13 protein-coding genes and 1 pseudogene are annotated in these 19,095 nt (G+C 63.9%); 9 read left to right on the top strand and 5 right to left on the bottom strand.

The window, feature by feature from the left end; genetic code table 11:
• The first annotated feature begins 54 nt into the window (after nucleotides 1-54).
• Nucleotides 55-1,560, top strand: coding sequence for an OpgD/OpgG family glucan biosynthesis protein (locus DV027_RS11735; protein WP_130732114.1), 1,506 nt, complete (start codon nucleotides 55-57; stop codon nucleotides 1,558-1,560).
• Nucleotides 1,548-3,722, top strand: coding sequence for a glucans biosynthesis glucosyltransferase MdoH (gene mdoH, locus DV027_RS11730; protein ID WP_130732059.1), 2,175 nt, complete (start codon nucleotides 1,548-1,550; stop codon nucleotides 3,720-3,722). Before DV027_RS11735 ends, mdoH begins: the two co-directional genes overlap by 13 nt.
• A 116-nt stretch (nucleotides 3,723-3,838) precedes the next feature.
• Here the strand turns inward: mdoH and DV027_RS11725 are convergent, their stop codons facing one another.
• Nucleotides 3,839-4,294 (bottom strand): hypothetical protein, encoded by a 456-nt coding sequence (locus DV027_RS11725; protein ID WP_242621874.1) that lies wholly within the window; start codon nucleotides 4,292-4,294, stop codon nucleotides 3,839-3,841.
• A 721-nt stretch (nucleotides 4,295-5,015) separates the two neighbouring features.
• Between DV027_RS11725 and DV027_RS11720 the strand changes: the two genes are divergently transcribed.
• Nucleotides 5,016-6,332, top strand: coding sequence for an MFS transporter (locus DV027_RS11720; RefSeq protein WP_130732057.1), 1,317 nt, complete (start codon nucleotides 5,016-5,018; stop codon nucleotides 6,330-6,332).
• Between the two features lie 262 nt (nucleotides 6,333-6,594).
• Here the strand turns inward: DV027_RS11720 and DV027_RS11715 are convergent, their stop codons facing one another.
• From DV027_RS11715 to DV027_RS11695, 4 genes are all read right to left on the bottom strand, one after another.
• Nucleotides 6,595-6,879 carry a hypothetical protein gene (locus DV027_RS11715; RefSeq protein ID WP_130732055.1) on the bottom strand — a complete coding sequence of 95 codons (285 nt, stop codon included), beginning with the start codon at nucleotides 6,877-6,879 and terminating at the stop codon, nucleotides 6,595-6,597.
• Between the two features lie 132 nt (nucleotides 6,880-7,011).
• Complete coding sequence (gene hisC, locus DV027_RS11705) at nucleotides 7,012-8,082, bottom strand: histidinol-phosphate transaminase (RefSeq protein WP_130732051.1); 1,071 nt, start codon at nucleotides 8,080-8,082, stop codon at nucleotides 7,012-7,014.
• Between the two features lie 91 nt (nucleotides 8,083-8,173).
• Nucleotides 8,174-8,725 (bottom strand): ankyrin repeat domain-containing protein, encoded by a 552-nt coding sequence (locus DV027_RS11700; protein ID WP_130732049.1) that lies wholly within the window; start codon nucleotides 8,723-8,725, stop codon nucleotides 8,174-8,176.
• A 102-nt stretch (nucleotides 8,726-8,827) separates the two neighbouring features.
• The gene (locus tag DV027_RS11695) at nucleotides 8,828-9,853 is read right to left on the bottom strand and encodes an MBL fold metallo-hydrolase (RefSeq protein WP_130732047.1); all 1,026 of its coding nucleotides are present in this window, start codon (nucleotides 9,851-9,853) and stop codon (nucleotides 8,828-8,830) included.
• A 428-nt stretch (nucleotides 9,854-10,281) separates the two neighbouring features.
• Here DV027_RS11695 and tkt point away from each other — a divergent pair, with 428 nt between their 5' ends.
• From tkt to DV027_RS17910, 6 genes and pseudogenes are all read left to right on the top strand, one after another.
• Nucleotides 10,282-12,342: a transketolase gene (tkt, locus tag DV027_RS11690; protein ID WP_408884467.1), complete on the top strand. Its 2,061-nt coding sequence runs from the start codon at nucleotides 10,282-10,284 to the stop codon at nucleotides 12,340-12,342.
• A gap of 111 nt (nucleotides 12,343-12,453) precedes the next feature.
• Nucleotides 12,454-15,312 (top strand): bifunctional transaldolase/phosoglucose isomerase, encoded by a 2,859-nt coding sequence (locus DV027_RS11685; RefSeq protein ID WP_130732043.1) that lies wholly within the window; start codon nucleotides 12,454-12,456, stop codon nucleotides 15,310-15,312.
• A gap of 117 nt (nucleotides 15,313-15,429) precedes the next feature.
• A complete protein-coding gene (gene gnd / locus DV027_RS11680) occupies nucleotides 15,430-16,428 on the top strand; it encodes a phosphogluconate dehydrogenase (NAD(+)-dependent, decarboxylating) (RefSeq protein ID WP_130732041.1) in 999 nt (332 codons plus the stop codon).
• Nucleotides 16,429-16,579: 151 nt separating this feature from the next.
• Nucleotides 16,580-18,109, top strand: a complete 1,530-nt coding sequence (gene zwf, locus DV027_RS11675) for a glucose-6-phosphate dehydrogenase (protein WP_130732039.1) — start codon at nucleotides 16,580-16,582, stop codon at nucleotides 18,107-18,109.
• On the top strand, nucleotides 18,106-18,942 hold the full coding sequence (locus DV027_RS11670; RefSeq protein ID WP_130732037.1) for a Cof-type HAD-IIB family hydrolase: 837 nt from the start codon (nucleotides 18,106-18,108) through the stop codon (nucleotides 18,940-18,942). Before zwf ends, DV027_RS11670 begins: the two co-directional genes overlap by 4 nt.
• Before the next feature lie 28 nt (nucleotides 18,943-18,970).
• A pseudogene (locus DV027_RS17910) lies at nucleotides 18,971-19,095 on the top strand (Cof-type HAD-IIB family hydrolase); the annotation flags it as partial.

Genomic DNA, 19,095 nt, shown 5'->3' with positions numbered 1-19,095 from the left:
ACTTCTGAAAAGAAGAACGGACTGGAGTTGAACTAGGTGTTACGACGTAATTTCATGAAAGCGGGCACGGCCCTGTCCGCCCTGTCGGTCGTGGGGTTTGCCGCGCCACGCGCAGCCAGGGCAACCCAGAGCAGCAATTTTGATTCCAACACGGTTCGCACCCTGGCCCACCAGTTGTCGCAGCAGGCTTACCAGCCGCCTTCCCAGTCCTTGCCCACAGCCCTGCGCAACCTGAATTTCGATCAGTACAATTCCATGGCCTACCGCCCCGAGCAGGCGCTGTGGCATGGCGAGAACCTCGGTTTCGAGGTCGAGTTCTTTCCCCGTGGCTATCTGTACGCGCCCCGGATCGACATGAACGAGGTGGTTGATGGCCAGAGCCGCCCCATCGCCTTCAACCCCGACATGTTTACCTATAACGACCCCGCCCTGCGCGTGAATGATGATATCGGCTTTGCCGGGCTGCGCCTGCGCGCGCCCATCAATACGCCGGGCGTGATGGAGGAGTTCTGCGTCTTTCTCGGCGCGTCCTATTTCCGCGCCGTGGCCAAGGGGCAGACCTATGGCCTGTCCGCCCGTGGCTTCGCCAATGGCACCGGCGACCCGACGGGCGAGGAATTCGCCCTGTTCCGTGCCTTCTGGCTGGAAAAGCCCAAAGCGGGCGTGGATAGCGTGGTGCTGCATGCACTGCTCGACAGCCCCTCGCTCACCGGTGCGTTCCGCTTTACCATCCGCCCCGGCGAGACCACGGTGTTTGACGTGCAGTCCTCGCTTTACCCGCGCAAGGCGATTGCCGAGTCTGGCATCGCCCCGCTTACCGGCATGTTCTATTTTGATGCCAATGACCGCTCGCACGTGGATGACTGGCGCCCCGCCGCCCATGACAGCGAGGGGCTTTCCATGTGGACCGGCAGCGGCCAGCAGTTGTGGCGCCCGCTGCGCAACCCGCGTGACCTGCAGTTCTCCGCCTTTACCGATGTGCGGCCGCATGGCTTTGGCCTGATGCAGCGCAAGCGTGCCTTTGCTGACTTCGAGGACGTGGCGCTGAATTACGAAAAGCGCCCCTCGCTATGGATCGAGCCGATCGGGGACTGGGGGGCAGGGGCGGTTGACCTGGTGGAAATCCCCACCCCCAACGAGGTCAATGACAACATCGTCTCGTTCTGGCGCCCGCAGGAGCCGCTGGCGGCAGGCCGTGAATATGTGTTCACCTACCGCATGTACTGGGGGTGGGATACGCCCTGGCCCACGAAGCTTGCGCGCATCGCCGCGACCCGCGTGGGGGATGCGACCGATGATTCGCATACGCGCTTCTTCGATCTCGATTTTACCGGCACGCCCTTCGACAAACTGCCTGATAACCCGCATTTCCACCTGCAATGCCGTACCTCGGCGGGGGAAATCCGCAATGTGGTGGTCGAGCCGGTCGAGCCTATCCATGGCTGGCGCAGCACGTTCGAGTTTGCCCCCAATGATGCCAAGGTGGCGGAACTGAACTGCGTGCTGGCCGATGACAATGGCCCGGTATCAGAAGAATGGGTCTATCGATGGACGCCATAGGGGCGCCACCGCGCCCGGCCCGGCCCGTGCCGCCTGCCAGCCTGCTGCCGCAGGGCTGGGCCGCCCTGCCGCCCGAAGCCCCGCTCGACATGCCCGTGCGCGCGCTCGAAGCCGAGCCCGACCGGCATGGCCGCCCCCCGGTGCCCACCACCGAGTGGCGGCTGATCGGGCTGCGGCGGCTGCTGGTGATTGGCGGCGCCGTGGCCATGACCGCCATGGCCGGTTACGAGATGGACCTCGTGTTCAATGCCGTGCAGCGCTCGGTGGCGGGCATGGTCATGCTGCTGCTGTTCGTCATGCTGTTCCTGTGGATCGCGCTGGCCTTTACCTCGGCGCTGGCGGGCTTTGCCTCCATGCTGGCGCATGGCGGGCTTGGGCTTGGCATCAGGCGCAGTGGCGCGCTGCCGCGGGTCACCACCCGCACGGCGCTGCTCATGCCCACCTATAATGAAGATCCGGGCCGCGTCATGGCCGGGCTGCGCGCCACCATCGACAGCCTGGGCGCCACGCGGCAGGAACGCGCGTTTGACGTGTTCATCCTGTCCGACACGACTGACCCCGACATCTGGGTGGCGGAGGAAGCCGCCTACATGGCCCTGTGCCGCGCCACGGGCTGGGGCGGGCGGCTGTTCTACCGCAGGCGCGCGGTCAATACCGACCGCAAGGCCGGCAATATTGGCGAATGGGTGCGCAATTACGGCGCGGCCTACCAGCAGATGATCACGCTCGATGCCGACAGCGTCATGTCGGGCGACGTGATCGTGCGCCTGACCTCGGCCATGGAAAACAATCCCGGCGTGGCCCTGATCCAGTCCCTGCCGGTGATCGTGAACGGGCGCACGCTGTTTGCGCGCATGCAGCAGTTCGCAGGCCGCGTTTATGGCCCGCTGATTGCCCACGGCATTGCCTGGTGGCACGGGTCGGAGGGCAATTACTGGGGGCATAACGCGGTCATCCGCACGGCAGCCTTTGCCGAGCAGGCGGGCATGCCGCACCTGCCGGGCCGCAAGCCCTTTGGCGGGGCGATCCTGAGCCATGACTTTGTCGAGGCGGCCCTCATGCGCCGTGGCGGCTGGGCCATTCACATGGTGCCCGCCCTGATGGGCTCCTATGAGGAAAGCCCGCCCTCGCTGACCGATATCGCCATCCGCGATCGGCGCTGGTGCCAGGGCAACCTGCAGCACGCCAAGGTGCTGCCTGCGCGGGGGCTGCACTGGGTCAGCCGTATGCACATGCTCATGGGCATCGGCTCCTATGTCACGGCGCCGCTATGGCTGGTTTTCCTGCTCGTGGGCATTGTGGTCTCGCTGCAGAACCGCTTCTACAAGCCGGAATATTTTGGCGATACCAAGCTGCTCTACCCGCACTGGCCGCATGTTGACCCCGTGCAGGCGGAATACATGTTCATCGGCACCATGATCGTGCTGCTTGCCCCCAAGATCCTGGCCTACATGCTGCTGCTCATTGATGGTCCGCTGCGCCGGGGCTGCGGTGGCGCGATCATGGCGGCGGCCTCCATTATGGTCGAGACGCTGATCGGCGGCCTGATCGCGCCGATTGCCATGATGATCCAGACGGCGGGCGTGCTGTCCATCCTGCTGGGGCGTGATTCCGGCTGGAATGCGCAGCGGCGTGATGCGGGCGGCCTGCAGATCATGCAGAACGTGCGGCTGTACTGGGTGCATACGGTGCTGGGCCTTGCACTGGCGGGGGCAGCGTGGAGCGTGTCGCTGCCGCTGTTTTTATGGATGCTGCCGGTCACGCTGGGGCTGGTCTGCGCCATTCCGCTTGCCGCCTTTACCGGCAGTGAAGCCGCAGGCCAGGCCCTGCGCCGCGCACGGCTGCTGCTCATCCCCGAGGAGACGGACCCGCCGCCGGTGCTGCATGAGGCCGTGACCTATATGGGCCAGATGGCAGGCCACCCGATACAGGAGGCCATTGCCGCCCTGCGCGCCCGTGGGGGGCTTTTGCGGGTGCACGAGATCATGCTGCCGCCGCCGCGCAGGCGGGGCGACCCGATCAACCCGGCGCTGCTGGTGGGGCTGCTCAAGCTGCGCGAGGCGCCTGACCTGGCCACGGCGGTGCGCGAACTCAACCGGGCGGAAAAATCCGCCGTGCTGGGCAGCGCCGAAGGGCTGCACCTGCTGGCGCAACTGCCTTGAAATGGTGAAAGTTTCGGGTGCCGCCTTTTTTTTCAGAAAGGCGGCATTCTCTTGAAGCTTTCTGGAAAAGCTTAACCAGGAACTTCTATGGTTTCAGCGGGATGGCTGAAGGCTGGTCAGTCTGATGACGTGCCCTGCGGGGCGGAGACGGCTTCATCGCCTTCATCCGATCCATCAACCGACATGATCGCATCAAGCGAGTCGCACAGTTTCTTCTGGTTGGCGCTGGCAAGCGGTCCGGGGCTGGCACACAGCTTGGCGGCATCGGGCACGCAGGATTCGGTGGCGTCCTCGTAGTCGGATTCCATCACGTCATGTGCCAGCGACAGGTTGGGGTTGTGCGCGCTCTCGCCCGCCTCCTCAATCACCTTTTCCATCTTGTGCAGGTCGTCAAGCTTGTCGAGGCACGCCTTGCTGGCCAGGTCGGGCTTGAGGCGCAGCACATCCATGGCGCGCTGCACTTTCTGCGTGGCCAGGCTCTGCCCATGGGCCAGCGTGCTGAAGCCCGCAGAAGAAAGCAGCAATGCAACCGGCAGCGCGGCGAGGCGTAAAGACAGCTTGATGTTCACCATGACCGTTCCGTTTGTCCTGTCCCGACCACGAGGGGCAGCGCGGGCGCATCTGCCCCACCGGGGTGCGGCCCCGACTATGGCAGGAACCCACCCGGCGCGAAAGGTGGGGGTGGTGGGCGATGCATGCGGTCCATGCATAAAAATATCATCTGAAAGTTATTGATATAATAAGGAAGAAATCGGAATCGTGTCAAAATTTCGAAAATTCCCTTACATTCACGAGACTTTTTTAGTATAGATTATCCCCACTGAATATATTTTTCGTGTTTTGGCGGAGGTCAGAAACTATCCTGTTATTTTGAAATCGTTCGATACTGAAACGATTTTGTATATCTGGCCAATTCATGGTCTTTCCGGCGCTGGGAAATCACGGCATCGTGCGCGTTTTTCGGTGCGCTTTATGTGTTTTTTCATCGCATTGCTATGAAAGCCGCGCCTAGGGGCGCGTTTTCCTGCCGGATTGACGACTTGCGGCTGGTCACACGCATGAACAGCAGGTCTGCCAGGCATGATGCGCTGGCGTTTTGGCGCTTGTGCCGCCTGCCTGCCCCTCATGGTCGTGACCCGCACGGGTGGTTGCACGCCCGACTTGTGAAACTGAGTTCCGCACTGGTGTTTCCGGAAAGCCGGACTGTGCGGACGCAGCCTGCATCGACGCTCCGCAATGAGGCGGGGCCGCTCGTTTTCGTGTCGGCTGCCTGTGAAAGAGGAGACTCTCCCCTTGAAACAGACAGACAATCTGTCCGAATCAACGTCCCTGGCCGATCGGCTTGGCATTCCGGCCCCCCTGTTCTGGGGGTTCGTCGGTCTGCTGTTCTTCATGATCGGTGATGGTGTCGAGGCCGGCTACCTGGCGCCCTATCTTGAGGGGCAGGGCATTTCATCGCGCAATACGGCGCTTCTGTTCACCATCTATGGCGTGACCGTCTCCCTGTCCTCCTGGGCTTCGGGGCCACTGTCCGACCTGTGGGGCCCCAAGCGGGTCATGTGGATCGGCCTTGCCATCTGGGGCGTGTTCGAGGTCGTGTTCCTGACCTTTGGCGTGGCCGTCAACAGCTATCCCATCATGCTGGCCGCCTACACCATGCGCGGTTTTGGCTACCCGCTGTTCACCTATGGCTTCCTGGTGTGGATCGCGGCTGCAACGCCGCCGCGCCAGCTTGGCTCGGCTGCCGGGTGGTTCTGGTTCGCGTTCTCGGGCGGGCTGCCCACGCTGGGTTCGCTGTTCGCCAGCTTCTCCATTCCGCTGATCGGCGAGATGGCGACGTTCTGGTCCTCGCTGGGTCTGGTCATGTTTGGTGGCCTGCTGGCCCTGCTCATGACGCGTGAGCCCATCGGCTCGCGCCGCCTGGCCCCCGTGGGTACCAAGCCGGCTACGATCTTCTTCAGTTCGATCAGCATCCTGTGGCGTGAGCCCAAGACGTTTGTCGCCATGATCGTGCGCACCATCAACACGTCGTCGGAATATGCGTTCCTGGTGATCATGCCGGCGTTCTTCACCAAGGTCATCGGCTTCTCGCTGTCGCAGTGGCTGCAGCTCCTGTCGATCATCTTCCTGTCGAACATCCTGGTGAACCTCGTGTCCGGCATCACGGCGGACCGTCTGGGCCACCGCACCGTTGTCGCCCTGTTCGGCTGTGTTGGTGCCGCGATCACGGTGCCGCTGTTCTACTACGTGCCGCAGATGTTCCCCGGCAACTTCGCCATCGCCGCCGTGATGGGCGCGCTGTATGGCGCCACTATTGCCGCCTTCGTGCCGCTGTCTGGCCTGGTGCCGCAGATCTGCCCGAAGGAAAAGGCCGCTGCCCTGTCCGCCCTGGGTCTGGGCGCGGGTGCGAGCACCTGGGTTGGCCCGGCCATCGTGACGTGGTTCGAAAGCTGGCACGGCATCGAGGGGATCATCTGGATCTTCTGTGGCCTGTATGTGGCCTCGGCCGCGCTGACGCTGGTGCTGACGGTCTCGCCCGAAGCCCGCCGCTACATTGATGAAGCCGCGGCCCGCGGTGACGTGGCGGAGGAAGTGACGCTGGGTCACTGATCCATCCACTTTTCCTGCCCCGCAGGCGCCTTCAGGGGCCTGTGGGTCAAGCGGGCCTGCCCCCATGAAGGGGCAGGCCCGTTTTTTATGGCGTATCGCAAAAATCAGAAGTTTTTGGGGACGCTTTTTTCAAAAAGCTTAAGAAAAACACTGCCTTTTTGAAAAAAGTCGGCACCCAGAAACTTTTGATTGTGGGTCTGACGCCCGGCGTGACGATATGAAAAAGGCCGGAACCCTGTGGGCTCCGGCCTTTTCCTATGGATCAGAGGTTGCGTTCAGGCCGCCTGCGCGGGGAGCGCGGGCGGTCGGCGCCCCCCGGTGCCGCCACCTGTGTGTTGCGCCGGTCGGCTGTCTTGAGGGCAGGGGCGGCTGTCACTTCGCTTTCAAGCTGGCGGATGCGTTTCTGTACGCTTTCGCGCAGGGCGGGTGCGGTATGCGATTTCATGGAGGCCAGCGTCTCGCGCAGGTCGCGCAACTGCTTCTGCTTTTCGGCAAGGGTGCGACGGATCGGCTGGTTATCGGACATCTGTCCGTGGAATGCGCGCATGATAAGGATCCTGTGGACCTGTGGTCCAGGAAATGAGTTGTTAACCGTATTATGGAAAGAGGCGCAGCACGCACCACGCCTGCCCGGCCCGAGTGGGACGGGTGGCAGCGCGATGCATGATGAACCGGGGGGTTACCCCTCGTTCAGCGCAAGCACGTCGGCCAGCCCCTGTATCAGGGCCTGGCATTCGGCCTCCGTGCCAATGGTGATGCGGAGCCATTGTGCAATGCGCGGGGTCCGGAAATGACGCACAATGATCGCCCGCGCCCGCAGGGCTGCGGCAAGCTGTGCGCCGTCACGGTCCGGATGCCGGGCGAATACGAAATTCGCCCGTGATGGCAGGACCTCGAACCCCATCTTTCCCAGGCTGTCTGTCAGCCTGTCGCGTGAGCTTATGATCCTGGCGCTGGTGTTTGCAAGCCATTCCCGATCTTCAATCGCGGCAATGGCACCTACCTGCGCCAGGCGGTCAAGCGGATAGGAGTTGAAACTGTCCTTGACGCGGGTCAGGGCTGCGATCAGGTCAGGCTGGCCAATGGCATAGCCCACCCGCAGCCCCGCCAGCGCGCTTGATTTGGAGAGCGTGCGCACCACGAGCAGGTTGGGGTGTTCTGCTACGAGGGGTATGGCCGTCTCGGCCCCGAAATCAACATAGGCTTCATCCACCACCACCACCGCATCGGGGTGGTCGCGCAGCAGGGTGCGTATGGCCTCCAGCCCGAGGGCGATGCCGGTGGGCGCGTTGGGGTTGGGCAGGATGATGCCGCCACACGGCCTGCGATAGGCCGCGATGTCGATGCCCATCGCCCCGTCAAGCGGCACGGTCTCATGGCGTATGCCATACAGCCCGCAATAGACGGGGTAGAAGCTGTAGGTAATGTCGGGGAAGAGCAGGGGAGCCTCATGGTTGAGCAGCCCCTGAAAGGCATGGGCAAGTACCTCGTCCGAGCCATTGCCCACGAACACATGGTCCACCGGCACGTCATGCGCGGTGGCAATGGCCGTGCACAGGCCGTGGGCCGTGGGGTCGGGGTAGAGGCGCAGCGTGTCGTTGGTCGCCGCCCTGATGGCCTCGAGCACTCTGGGTGAGGGGCCGTACGGGCACTCGTTGGTATTCAGCTTGATCAGGTTGGCCATCCTGGGCTGCTCGCCCGGCACATACGGGGTCAGGCTGTGTACGATCGGGCTCCAGAAACGGCTCATCGGGGCGAATTCCACAAGGTCATGAACATGAAAATACGCCACGGCAACCGGGGCCGTGGCGGTGGCAAGGGGATGAAAAAACGGGCGTGGTTCAGCCCTGCGGGGCGGTGGCCGTATGCTTCATGGCCTCGAGCAGGGCGGTGTTGCCCTGCCGGGTGGCGAACAGGCGCGCACTGATGCCCTCGCCATCGCGCAGGTCGGGGTTGGCGCCGTGTTCAAGCAGGAAGGTGACCATGGGGTCGCGGTTGAACATCACTGCAAAGATCAGCGGCGTGCGGCCGACGAAATTGGGCACGTCAATGCCCGCGCCATGCGCCACGAGCACGCGCGCGCATGGCAGGTCGCCCTTGAAGGCCACGCCCGCGAGCGCAGTCGCCCCCTTGGCATCCTGCAGGTCGGGGCTGGCGCCGCCTTCCAGCAGGGCGCGCACGGTGGGTTCATGGCCGTTATAGGCAGCCAGGATCAGTGCGGTGTAGCCCTTGTCGTTGCGGGTATCGGGGTTGATGCCCGCCTTGAGGAATTCGGTAACGAGATCCGTCTGCCCATCCCGTGCCGCGGAGAGGAACAGGGTCTCGATTTCCGCGTTGCTGAAGGATTCGGGTGCGTCGGCGGCGGGGTCGCCGTGGGCGATTGTCTTGCTCATGTGCCTGCCTGGCTGGTCGGATTGCGCGAAACGGGGGCGGAGGCCGGTCCCGTCATGAGCGGGTGATCATAGGACGGTTCGGCTGAAAAGAACATCGGGCAATCATGCATCACCGGGCTGATCCCACGCAATGCCACGACACGCGCCATGGGCCATGATGCCCATCGTATCGGGCGGCAGGCCCGCGTCGCGCACGGCTTTTGCAAGGCGCTGGACCGGCTCGTCCATGGGTTCATCCGTCAGGCGGAAGGTGCCGAAATGCATGCCGATCCCGTGTCGCGCGCCAAGCTGGCGCAGGCCCGACAGCGCCTCCTCCGGGGTGGTGTGCACGCGCTCCATCAGCGCGCGCGGCTCATACGCGCCAATGGGCAGGAGCGCGATATCGGGCGCGCCAAGGCGCTGGCGGATCAGGCGCCAGTGGCGGCCATCGGCGGTGTCGCCTGCAAAGAACAGCTGGTGGCCGGCCTCGTCACGCAGCATGAAGCCGCCCCACAGGCTGGTATTGCGGTCAAAGGGCGTGCGGGCCGCGCCGTGGCGGGCAGGCGTGCAGGTGATGTGGATGCCGCCGGCGGCTACCGCCTGCCACCAGTCCAGTTCCATGATGCGCTTAAGCCCGGTCCTGCGCATGAAGCGCGCATTGGCGAGCGGCGTGACCACCAGCGGGTTGTCGCCACGGCGCGCGATGGCGCGCAGGCTGGGCAGGTCCATGTGGTCGTAATGCGCGTGCGAGACCAGCACGATGTCGATGCGTGGCAGGTCGGCCAGCCTGCGGCCGGGCGCGCGCACCCGCTTGGGCCCCAGGAAGGGCAGCGGGGAGCAGCGTTGCGAAAAGATCGGGTCGGTCAGGATGGTGAGCGCCGTGCCATCGGGCCGGGGCAGGCGGATGAGAAAGGTGCTGTGGCCGATAAAGGTCAGCTGCACCGTGTCGGGCGCGGGCAGGGTGTGCGGGTCGCCGGTGGGGGTGGGATTTTCAATCCAGGCCGGCCAGTCCGATTTCGGGCGGTTCCACTGCCATTCGAGAATGGCGAGCCGCCGCAGGCGGCCGGGCTGCGTGCCCTCGGGGCAGATGGCGGGCGGGTTGAAAAAATGCGTGCCATCCGTGTGGTCGCTGGCGGGTGGCTGGGGCATGCGTGGGTCTCCATCTGCCGGCGTATCCAGGGGCAACAGGTGAACGGGCGGGTGGCCCTGTGTCAAATTCCCTGCCTGCGGGCGCGGTCGGGCGGAACCGGGGGCGGGCGCATGCGCTGGCACCTATGCGTGCCTGCCGGGCCGCCAGGGCGTGGATTGGATAACGGCTTGATGAGATGGCTTGTTCCGTCCCGAAGGTCGTGAGAAGGTACGCGCCGTGAAAAGCCTTTATCCCTGCGCCTTCCCGCTGCGCGCGTGCATGCGGGGCGGGCGGGTGCGGGTAGCGCGGAAAGAATAACAAGAAGGGTTGTCGGCTTCCGGCACGCGGCCCGGTTTGGTCGGAACAACAACCATGGCTGTAAGGAGGCCGGTCCCTCATGCGTTCCTTGTACACATCCCCCCTCATGGCTCCTGAAGGAGGTGGCGGCATGCCCACCAATATCGATACGCTGTGCATCAACACGATTCGCACGCTATCCATGGACGCGGTGCAGAAAGCGAATTCCGGCCACCCCGGCACGCCGATGGCGCTGGCACCCGTGGGCTACGCGCTGTGGCGCGACGTGCTGAACTATGACCCGGCCGAACCGCTCTGGCCCAACCGCGACCGCTTCGTGCTCTCGGTCGGCCATGCCTCGATGCTGCTTTACTCGCTCATCTACCTTGCCGGTATCCGCGATGTGCGCCCCGGCGGGGTCACCAATGACCGCCCGGCGCTCACGCTTGAAGACCTCGAGCAGTTCCGCCAGCTTGACTCGCTCACTCCCGGCCACCCGGAATATCACCACACCGCAGGTGTCGAGACCACGACCGGCCCGCTGGGCCAGGGCTGCGGCAACTCGGTGGGCATGGCCATGGCGGAAAAATGGCTGGCCGAGCGCTACAACCGCCCCGGCTTCACGCTGTTTGACCACCATGTCTATACGCTGTGCGGCGATGGCGACAACATGGAAGGCGTTGCCAGCGAGGCGGCCTCCATCGCAGGGCACCTCAGGCTGGGCAACCTGACATGGATCTATGACAGCAATCATATTTCCATCGAGGGCTCGACCAACATCGCCTTTACCGAGAGCGTGCACAAGCGCTTCGAGGCCTATGGCTGGCACGTGCTTGAACTCAAGGACGCCAACGACACCGGCGACCTGCGCCGCCTGCTGGCCGAGGCGAAGGCCGAGACGTCACGGCCCACGCTGATCATCGTCCACTCCATCATCGGCTGGGGCGCGCCACACCTTGCCGGCACGGCGGAAGCGCATGGCTCGCCGCTGGGTGCTGAGGAAATCCGCGAGACCAAGAAATTCTACGGCTGGCCGGAAGACAAGAGCTTCTATGTGCCTGAAGGCGTGACCGAGCATTTCCGCGCAGGCATCGCCACGCGCGGGGCTGCAGCAAGCAAGGCGTGGAACGAACTGTTTGCCGCCTACCGCGCCAAATACCCCACCGAGGCCGCACAGCTTGACCACATCTTCGCGGGCACCCTGCCCGAAGGGTGGGACAAGGACATCCCGGTCTTTGACGTGGATGCCAAGGGCGTTGCCTCGCGCGCAAGCTCGGGCAAGGTGCTCAACACCATTGCCAAGAACTACCCGTGGTTGATCGGCGGCTCGGCGGACCTTTCGCCTTCCACCAAGACGCACCTGACGTTCGAGGGCGCGGGCGACTTCCAGCCGCCGCAATGGGGGGGCACCTATGGCGGGCGCAACCTGCATTTTGGCGTGCGCGAGCATGCCATGGGCTCGGTCAGCAACGGTCTCGCGCTGTATGGCATCCGGGCCTACTGCTCGGGCTTCCTGATCTTCTCTGACTACATGAAGCCGCCCATCCGCCTTTCCGCGCTGATGAAGCTGCCGGTGACCTATATCTTCACCCATGACTCGATCGGCGTGGGCGAGGATGGGCCGACCCACCAGCCCATCGAGCAGCTGGCCCAGCTGCGCGCCACTCCGGGTGTTACGGTGCTGCGCCCCGCCGATGCCAATGAAGTGGCCGAAGCCTGGCGCACGCTGGTCCGTATTACCGACCGCCCCAGCGTGCTGGCCCTGAGCCGCCAGAACCTGCCCACCATCTGCCGCAAGACCTATGCGCCTGCATCGGGGCTGGCAAAAGGGGCCTATGTCCTTGCAGATGCGGATGGTCGTCCCGATGTCATCCTTATGGCGACAGGCAGCGAAGTGGGACTGATCATCAAGGCGGCAGAAAAGCTGAAGGCGGAGGGCATCAAGGTGCGCCTTGTGTCCATGCCGTCATGGGATCTGTTCGAGGCACAGCCCAAGACCTACCGCGACAGCGTGCTGCCGCCAGACATCACCGCCCGTGTTGCCGTCGAGCAGGCGGCACAGCTTGGCTGGGACCGTTACACCGGCCTTGCGGGCGAGACGATTGTCATGCACGGTTTTGGCGCTTCCGCCCCGGCGGGCGAACTGGAAGTGAAGTTTGGTTTCACGGTGGATGCCGTGGTGGCCGCCGCCCGCAGGCAGGCCGGAAAATAAAAGAACACGCAGGCAGGCAGGACACCCAGTCCTGCCTGTCGTGTTTTTGAGCAAAGTAGTATTGGCCGTGCGGGTTTGCCGCATTGCTGAAAAATAAAGGAAGCACAGTCAATGAGTGCGCGTGAATCTGGTGCTGAAAACCCATTAAAGGAACTGGCGCGTCTGGGTCAGTCCCCCTGGCTGGACTTCATCCAGCGCTCCTATACCAAGAATGGCAGCCTGAAGAAGCTGGTCGAGGAAGACGGCCTCAAGGGTGTGACCTCCAACCCCGCCATCTTCCAGAAGGCGATGGGCCAGGGCACCGATTACGATGCCCAGATCCGCGATGTGCTGGCACATCATGTGCTTGACGCGGGCGCGCTGTACGAACTGCTCGCCATTGATGACATCCGGGCCGCGGCCAAGGTGCTCTACCCCGTCTATGAACAGACGAAGGGGCTTGACGGTTATGTCAGCCTCGAGGTCTCGCCCTACCTTGCACGCGACACCAAGGGCACGCTGCACGAGGCGCTGCGCCTGTGGAAAGCGGTCGGCGCCCGCAACCTCATGATCAAGATTCCCGGCACGGAGGAAGGCGTTCCCGCCATCCGCGCCGCCATTGCCGAAGGGCTGAGCATCAACGTCACCCTGCTCTTCTCCATCGATGCGTATAAAAAGGTGCTCGAAGCCTACATCACCGGGCTGGAAGACCGCCTGGGCCGTGGTGAGAGCGTGAAGGGCATCGCCTCGGTCGCGTCCTTCTTCGTCAGCCGCATCGATGTCAAGATCGACAAGGAAATCGACGCCCGCGTGGCCGCAGGCGACAAGCATTCCGCCGAACTCAAGGCCCTGCGCGGCAAGGTCGCCATCGCCAACGCCAAGGCGGCCTATGAATACTGGCGCGAAGTGACCGCAAGCCCGCGCTGGAAGAAGCTGGCCGAGGCAGGCGCCAACCCGCAGCGCCTGCTGTGGGCGAGCACCGGCACCAAGGACAAGACCTATAGCGACGTGGTGTATGTCGATGGCCTGATCGGCCCCGACACGGTCAACACCATTCCGCCCGCAACCTTCGATGCCTTCCGTGAGCACGGCAAGGTGGCTGAGACGCTGACCCAGGACGTGGCGGGCGCGCTGCGGGTGCTCGATGAGGCAAAGAGCCTTGGCCTCGACCTTGATGGTGTCACGCGCAAGCTGGTCGATGAAGGCGTTGCCTCCTTTGCCGATGCGTTTGACGACCTGCTCGGCTCGGTCGCGGCCAAGCAGGCGGCGTTCCTGGGCAAGAAGGTCACCTCCACCGCGCTCAAGCTGCCTGCCGACCTGCAAAAGGCGGTCGATGCGGAGCTGGAAGCCTGGCGCAAGGACGGCACCGTGCGCCGCGTGTGGGACAAGGACGCCACCGTCTGGACCGGCAAGGACGAGGCAAGCTGGCTGAAATGGCTCGACATCACCGATGACCAGGTGGCGGCGCTGTCCAAGTTCGAGGATTTCCAGGCCGAGGTGAAGGCGCGCGGCTTCCGCGATGCGCTCTTGCTGGGCATGGGCGGCTCGAGCCTCGGGCCGGAAGTGCTGGCCCAGACCTTCGGCAAGCATGAGGGCTTCCCGCATCTCTACGTGCTCGACAGCACCGACCCGCAGCAGGTGCGTGACTTCGAGAAAAAGATCGATATCAGCAAGACGCTGTTCATCGTCTCGTCCAAGTCCGGCGGCACGCTGGAGCCCAACATCCTCAAGGCCTATTTCTTCGATCAGGCGAAAAAGGTACTGGGCGACAAGGTCGGCTCGCACTTCATCACCGTGACCGATCCCGGCTCGCACATGGAAGACGTGGCGAAGAAGGACGGCTTCTGGAAAATCTTCTACGGCGAGAAGCAGATCGGGGGCCGCTACTCCGTGCTGTCCGATTTCGGCATGGTGCCTGCCGCCGTGGCAGGCCTGCCGCTGAAACTGCTGCTCGAATCCGCCCAGCGTGGCGAGAAGTCATGTGCGGCCTCCGTGCCTCCCGCGCAGAACCCCGGCGTGGTGCTCGGTGCGGTGCTTGGCGTGGCGGCCCGCGACTTTGGCCGCGACAAGGTGACCATTATCGCATCGCCCGGCATTTACGACATGGGTGCGTGGCTTGAGCAGCTCATTGCGGAATCGACCGGCAAGGACGGGCGTGGCCTGATCCCCATCGATGACGAGACGATCGGCAAGCCGGGCGTGTATGGCAAGGACCGCGTGTTCACCTACCTGCGCCTGGCCGAGGACCCGTGCCCCAGGCAGGATGCCGCCTTCGCGGCCCTGGTCGAGGCAGGCGAGCCGGTGGTGACCATCGAGCTGCATGAGCGCCGCCAGGTGCTTGAGGAGTTCTTCCGCTGGGAGTTCGCGACTGCGGTGGCCGGTGCGGTGATCGGGATCAACCCGTTCAACCAGCCCGATGTCGAGGAATCGAAGATCGAGACCAAGAAGATCACCACCGCCTATAACGAGACCGGCAAGCTCCCGCCTTACGAGCCGTTCGCCAAGGATGGACCGTTCGCCTTCTATGCCGACCCGAAGAATGCGCAGGCGCTTGGCGGGGCCAAGACGGCGGAGGCCATCCTCAAGGCGCATTTCGCACGCGCAAAGGCCGGTGATTACGTGGCCCTGCTGGCCTATATCGACCGCGACACCTTCACGCGTGAATGGATCCAAAAGGCGCGGCTTGGCCTGCGTGATGCGCTGAAGCTGGCAACGGCGGCCGAATTCGGCCCCCGTTTCCAGCATTCCACGGGGCAGGCCTACAAGGGCGGGCCTGACACGGGCGTGTTCGTGCAGATCACCTGCGATGATGAGGTGAACCTGCCGGTGCCGGGTGAGAAATATACCTTCAGCATCGTGAAGGAAGCCCAGGCGCGCGGCGACATGGAGGTGCTGGCCGAACGTGGCCGCCGCGTGCTGCGGGTGCACATCCATGGCGACCTGAAGGCAGGGCTTGAAAAACTCGGGCTTGATATCGCCCACGCGGTCTGAGCCGACCGTATGCCCGTCCCGCCCCTGGCGGGGCGGGTTTTTTGATGGGGATCATTGGGAAATGGCCCTCGAGGGGATAGGACTACAGGCCTATCCCGCTTCCAGGAGTGTTAGATCATGCAAATCGGTATTGTTGGCCTTGGCAAGATGGGCGGCAACATTTCCATCCGCCTGACCCGCCATGGCCATGACGTGGTGGCCTTCGACCGTGATCCTGCCGTTACCGCCAAGGTCTGCGCGCAGGCCGAAGGGGGCCGCGCCACCGCCGCCACCGGGCTTGCGGACATGGTGGGCAAGCTCACGGGCCGCAAGATCATCTGGCTCATGCTGCCCGCAGGTGAAGTGACCGAGCAGGCGGTGCAGGAACTCGGCAAGCTGATGGGGAAAGGCGACATCGTGATCGATGGCGGCAATTCCTTCTACAAGGATGACATCCGTCGTGCTGCCGAACTGGTCAAGAAGGGCATCGACTATGTTGATGTCGGCACCTCGGGCGGCGTGTGGGGGCTGGAGCGCGGCTACTGCATGATGTACGGCGGCACCAGGGAAGCCACCGACCATATCGACCCCATCCTGTCAGCCCTGGCACCGGGCATTGGCGACATCGCGCGCACGCCGGGCCGCGACAAGCCCGGTTTCGACCCGCGCGCCGAGCAGGGCTACCTGCATTGTGGCCCGGCGGGTTCGGGCCACTTCGTGAAGATGGTCCATAACGGCATCGAATACGGCATCATGCAGGCCTTCGCCGAAGGGTTTGACGTGATGAAGTCCAAGAACACCGATGCCCTGCCCGAGAACCAGCGTTTCGACCTGAACATGGCCGACATTGCCGAGGTGTGGCGGCGCGGCAGCGTGGTCTCGTCGTGGCTGCTCGACCTTTCGGCCAGCGCGCTGGCGGGCAATCCGGACCTGTCGGACTACAAGGGCGACGTGGCCGATTCCGGCGAGGGGCGCTGGACCATCGAGGCCGCGATCGAGGAGGCGGTGCCCGTGCCCGTCATCACCGCCTCGCTGTTCACGCGCTTCCGCTCGCGTACCGGCAACAACTTTGCCGAGAAGATGCTCTCTGCCATGCGTTTCGGCTTTGGCGGTCACATTGAGGGTACGAATAACTGACCCGACGCCTGGCCGGTAACTGACAGCCTGCCCGGATGCTAGGCATCGGGGCAGGCTCTGGCTGTTCCCCATGAAATGACAGCGCTTAATGACTGCAACCGGAACAGCCGGGGGAGGATTATAGCGAACACAGTTCAGGGACAGCAGCACAATGGAAAACATTATTGCCTCGGCAGTCTCGCAGGTTGGCGATACGCACCATGAAGCCGCCCCCCGGCGCAGTCCGCCGGGGTCGTTTGTCATCTTTGGCGGTGGTGGCGACCTGACCCGTCGCCTCCTGCTGCCTGCCATATACAACCTGGCCTGCGCCGGGCTGCTTGATGATGGCTTTGGCATCGTGGCCGTTGATCGCGCGGACCTGACCGACGGGCAGCTGCGCGAGAACGTGCGCACGGCCCTTGAGGATTTTACCGCCCGCCGGGGGGCCGAGGCCGTCAAGCTGCGTGAGGATGTCTGGGCCTGGATGCTGCCGCGCATCCGCTACGTGCAGGGCGACTTTGAATCCGAGCAGACCTATCAGGCCGTAGCCGATGTCACGGCAGGGCAGAACTGCATCTTCTACCTTGCCGTTGCGGCCCGCTTCTTCGGCCCGATCGTGGACCGGCTGGGCGAGGCGGGGCTGGTGTGTGAAGGCCCGGACGCCTTCCGCCGCGTGATCGTGGAAAAACCCTTCGGCCACGACCTGCAATCGGCCATCGCACTCAATACAAGGCTGCTCAACACGCTCGAGGAGCAGCAGATCTACCGCATCGACCATTATCTGGGTAAGGAGACGGTGCAGAACATCCTCGCCCTGCGCTTCTCCAACGGGTTTTTCGAGCCGCTCTGGAACCGCCAGAACATCGACCACGTCCAGATCACCGCCGCCGAGACCGTGGGCGTGGAACAGCGCGCCAGATTCTATGAAGGCACCGGCGCCCTGCGCGACATGGTGCCCAACCACGTCATGCAGCTCCTGGCCATGACGGCGATGGAAGCGCCCATCTCGTTCGATGCCGATGCCGTGCGCAACGAAAAGACCAAGGTGCTCGACGCCATCCACCCCCTTGCCCCCGCCGATGTGGTGCGCGGGCAGTACGCGCCGGGCATGGTGGGGAAAAAAGCCGTGCCGGGCTACCGGCAGGAGCCGGGCGTTGACCCCCATTCCCTGACCGAGACGTATGTGGCCATGAAATTCGGCATCGACAACTGGCGCTGGGCGGGGGTGCCGTTTTACGTGCGCACCGGCAAGCGGCTGGCCGCGCGCAAGACCGAGATCGCCATCCACTTCAAGTCCGCGCCCTATGCCCTGTTCCGTGACACGCCGGTGGACAAGCTGGCCCCCAATATCATGGTCATCCACATCCAGCCGACCGAGGGGGTGACCATGCAGTTCTCGGCCAAGATTCCCGGCCCCTCGGTCAGGCTGGGGGGCGTGCGCATGAAGTTCGATTACGCCGAATGGTTCAGCGAAGGACCGAGCACGGGCTATGAGACCCTGATCTATGACTGCATGATCGGCGATGCCACGCTGTTCCAGCGCGCCGACAATATCGAGGCAGGCTGGCGCGCCGTGCAGCCGGTGCTGGACTGGGGGCAGGATGCCCACAGCCTTGCCTTTTACGCCGCCGGCAGCGAAGGGCCGGAAGCCGCCGATGCCCTGCTGGCCCGCGACCACCGCCACTGGCTTAAGATTGGATGATGCCCATGACCGCACCCGTCTCCCGCCCGCATGCCGTCAGGCTTGTGGTGTCCGATATTGATGGCACCCTGATTACGCCTGAGCGCGTCATCACCCCCGCAGCCCACAAGGCGGCGGCCGACCTGCGGGCGGCGGGCATAAAACTCAGCCTCATCAGCAGCCGCGCCCCACGCGGCATGATGCAGTTCGTCCGCGCCCTTGATATTCGCGAGCCCATCGCCGGGCTCAATGGCGGGCTGATCTGCGCGCCTGATGGCACCATCCGCGAGCGCCTGTCGCTTGAGCCGGTGGTGGCGCAAAGGGCGGTTGAATTCCTGATCGACCACGGGGTCGAGCCGTGGCTGTTCATCGGCCATGACTGGCTGGTGCGCCGTGATGACACGCCACAGGTCGCCCATGAGAGCGAAGTGGTGCAGACCACGCCCGTGCGGGTGGATGATTTTGCCGGTCATTATGTCAATGTGGGCAAGATCATGGGCGTGGCCAGCGACCCGGCAGCATTGCCGGGCGTGGAACGAGACCTTGCAAACATGCTGGGGGGGAAGGCGAGCGTACACCAGTCCTCGGCCATCTACCTTGATATTACGCACCCGCAGGCGAACAAGGGCTATGCGGCAAAAGAACTGGCCAAATTGCTGGATATTGATATCCGGGATACGGCATGCATCGGGGATATGAACAACGACATCCCCATGCTGAAGGAAGCGGGGGTCAGCATCGCGATGGGCAACGCGCTTGATAACGTCAAGGCCCATGCCCGTTTCGTGACCCGGCCCAATACCGATGATGGCTGGGCCTACGCGATGGAAAACTTTGTCCTGCCCCGCCCCTGAGGCGCGCGGCACAGAAGGGAGAGGCAACATGCCCCACGACGCAGCCGGAACACCGGCAGGCCAGATCAGGCTGGTGCTGGCCGATGTGGATGGCACACTGGTCACGAAGGACAAGATCCTGACCCCACGCGCCATCCGCGCGGTCGAGCGCCT

Source organism: Komagataeibacter xylinus, from assembly GCF_004302915.1.
Classification (GTDB): Bacteria; Pseudomonadota; Alphaproteobacteria; order Acetobacterales; family Acetobacteraceae; genus Komagataeibacter; species Komagataeibacter xylinus_C.
The sequence above is the reverse complement of the archived record's forward strand: the minus strand, read 5'-3'. Positions and strand labels throughout refer to the sequence as shown.

Coding starts and splice junctions, on each gene's coding strand:
- DV027_RS11735 (WP_130732114.1), top strand. CDS start 55: ATGAAAGCGGGCACGGCCCTGTCCGCCCTGTCGGTCGTGGGGTTTGCC.
- hisC (WP_130732051.1), bottom strand. CDS start 8,082: ATGAGCCGTTTCTGGAGCCCGATCGTACACAGCCTGACCCCGTATGTG.
- tkt (WP_408884467.1), top strand. CDS start 10,282: ATGCCCACCAATATCGATACGCTGTGCATCAACACGATTCGCACGCTA.
- DV027_RS11715 (WP_130732055.1), bottom strand. CDS start 6,879: ATGCGCGCATTCCACGGACAGATGTCCGATAACCAGCCGATCCGTCGC.
- DV027_RS11670 (WP_130732037.1), top strand. CDS start 18,106: ATGATGCCCATGACCGCACCCGTCTCCCGCCCGCATGCCGTCAGGCTT.
- DV027_RS11725 (WP_242621874.1), bottom strand. CDS start 4,294: ATGGTGAACATCAAGCTGTCTTTACGCCTCGCCGCGCTGCCGGTTGCA.
- DV027_RS11695 (WP_130732047.1), bottom strand. CDS start 9,853: ATGCCCCAGCCACCCGCCAGCGACCACACGGATGGCACGCATTTTTTC.
- DV027_RS11685 (WP_130732043.1), top strand. CDS start 12,454: ATGAGTGCGCGTGAATCTGGTGCTGAAAACCCATTAAAGGAACTGGCG.
- gnd (WP_130732041.1), top strand. CDS start 15,430: ATGCAAATCGGTATTGTTGGCCTTGGCAAGATGGGCGGCAACATTTCC.
- DV027_RS11700 (WP_130732049.1), bottom strand. CDS start 8,725: ATGAGCAAGACAATCGCCCACGGCGACCCCGCCGCCGACGCACCCGAA.
- zwf (WP_130732039.1), top strand. CDS start 16,580: ATGGAAAACATTATTGCCTCGGCAGTCTCGCAGGTTGGCGATACGCAC.
- mdoH (WP_130732059.1), top strand. CDS start 1,548: ATGGACGCCATAGGGGCGCCACCGCGCCCGGCCCGGCCCGTGCCGCCT.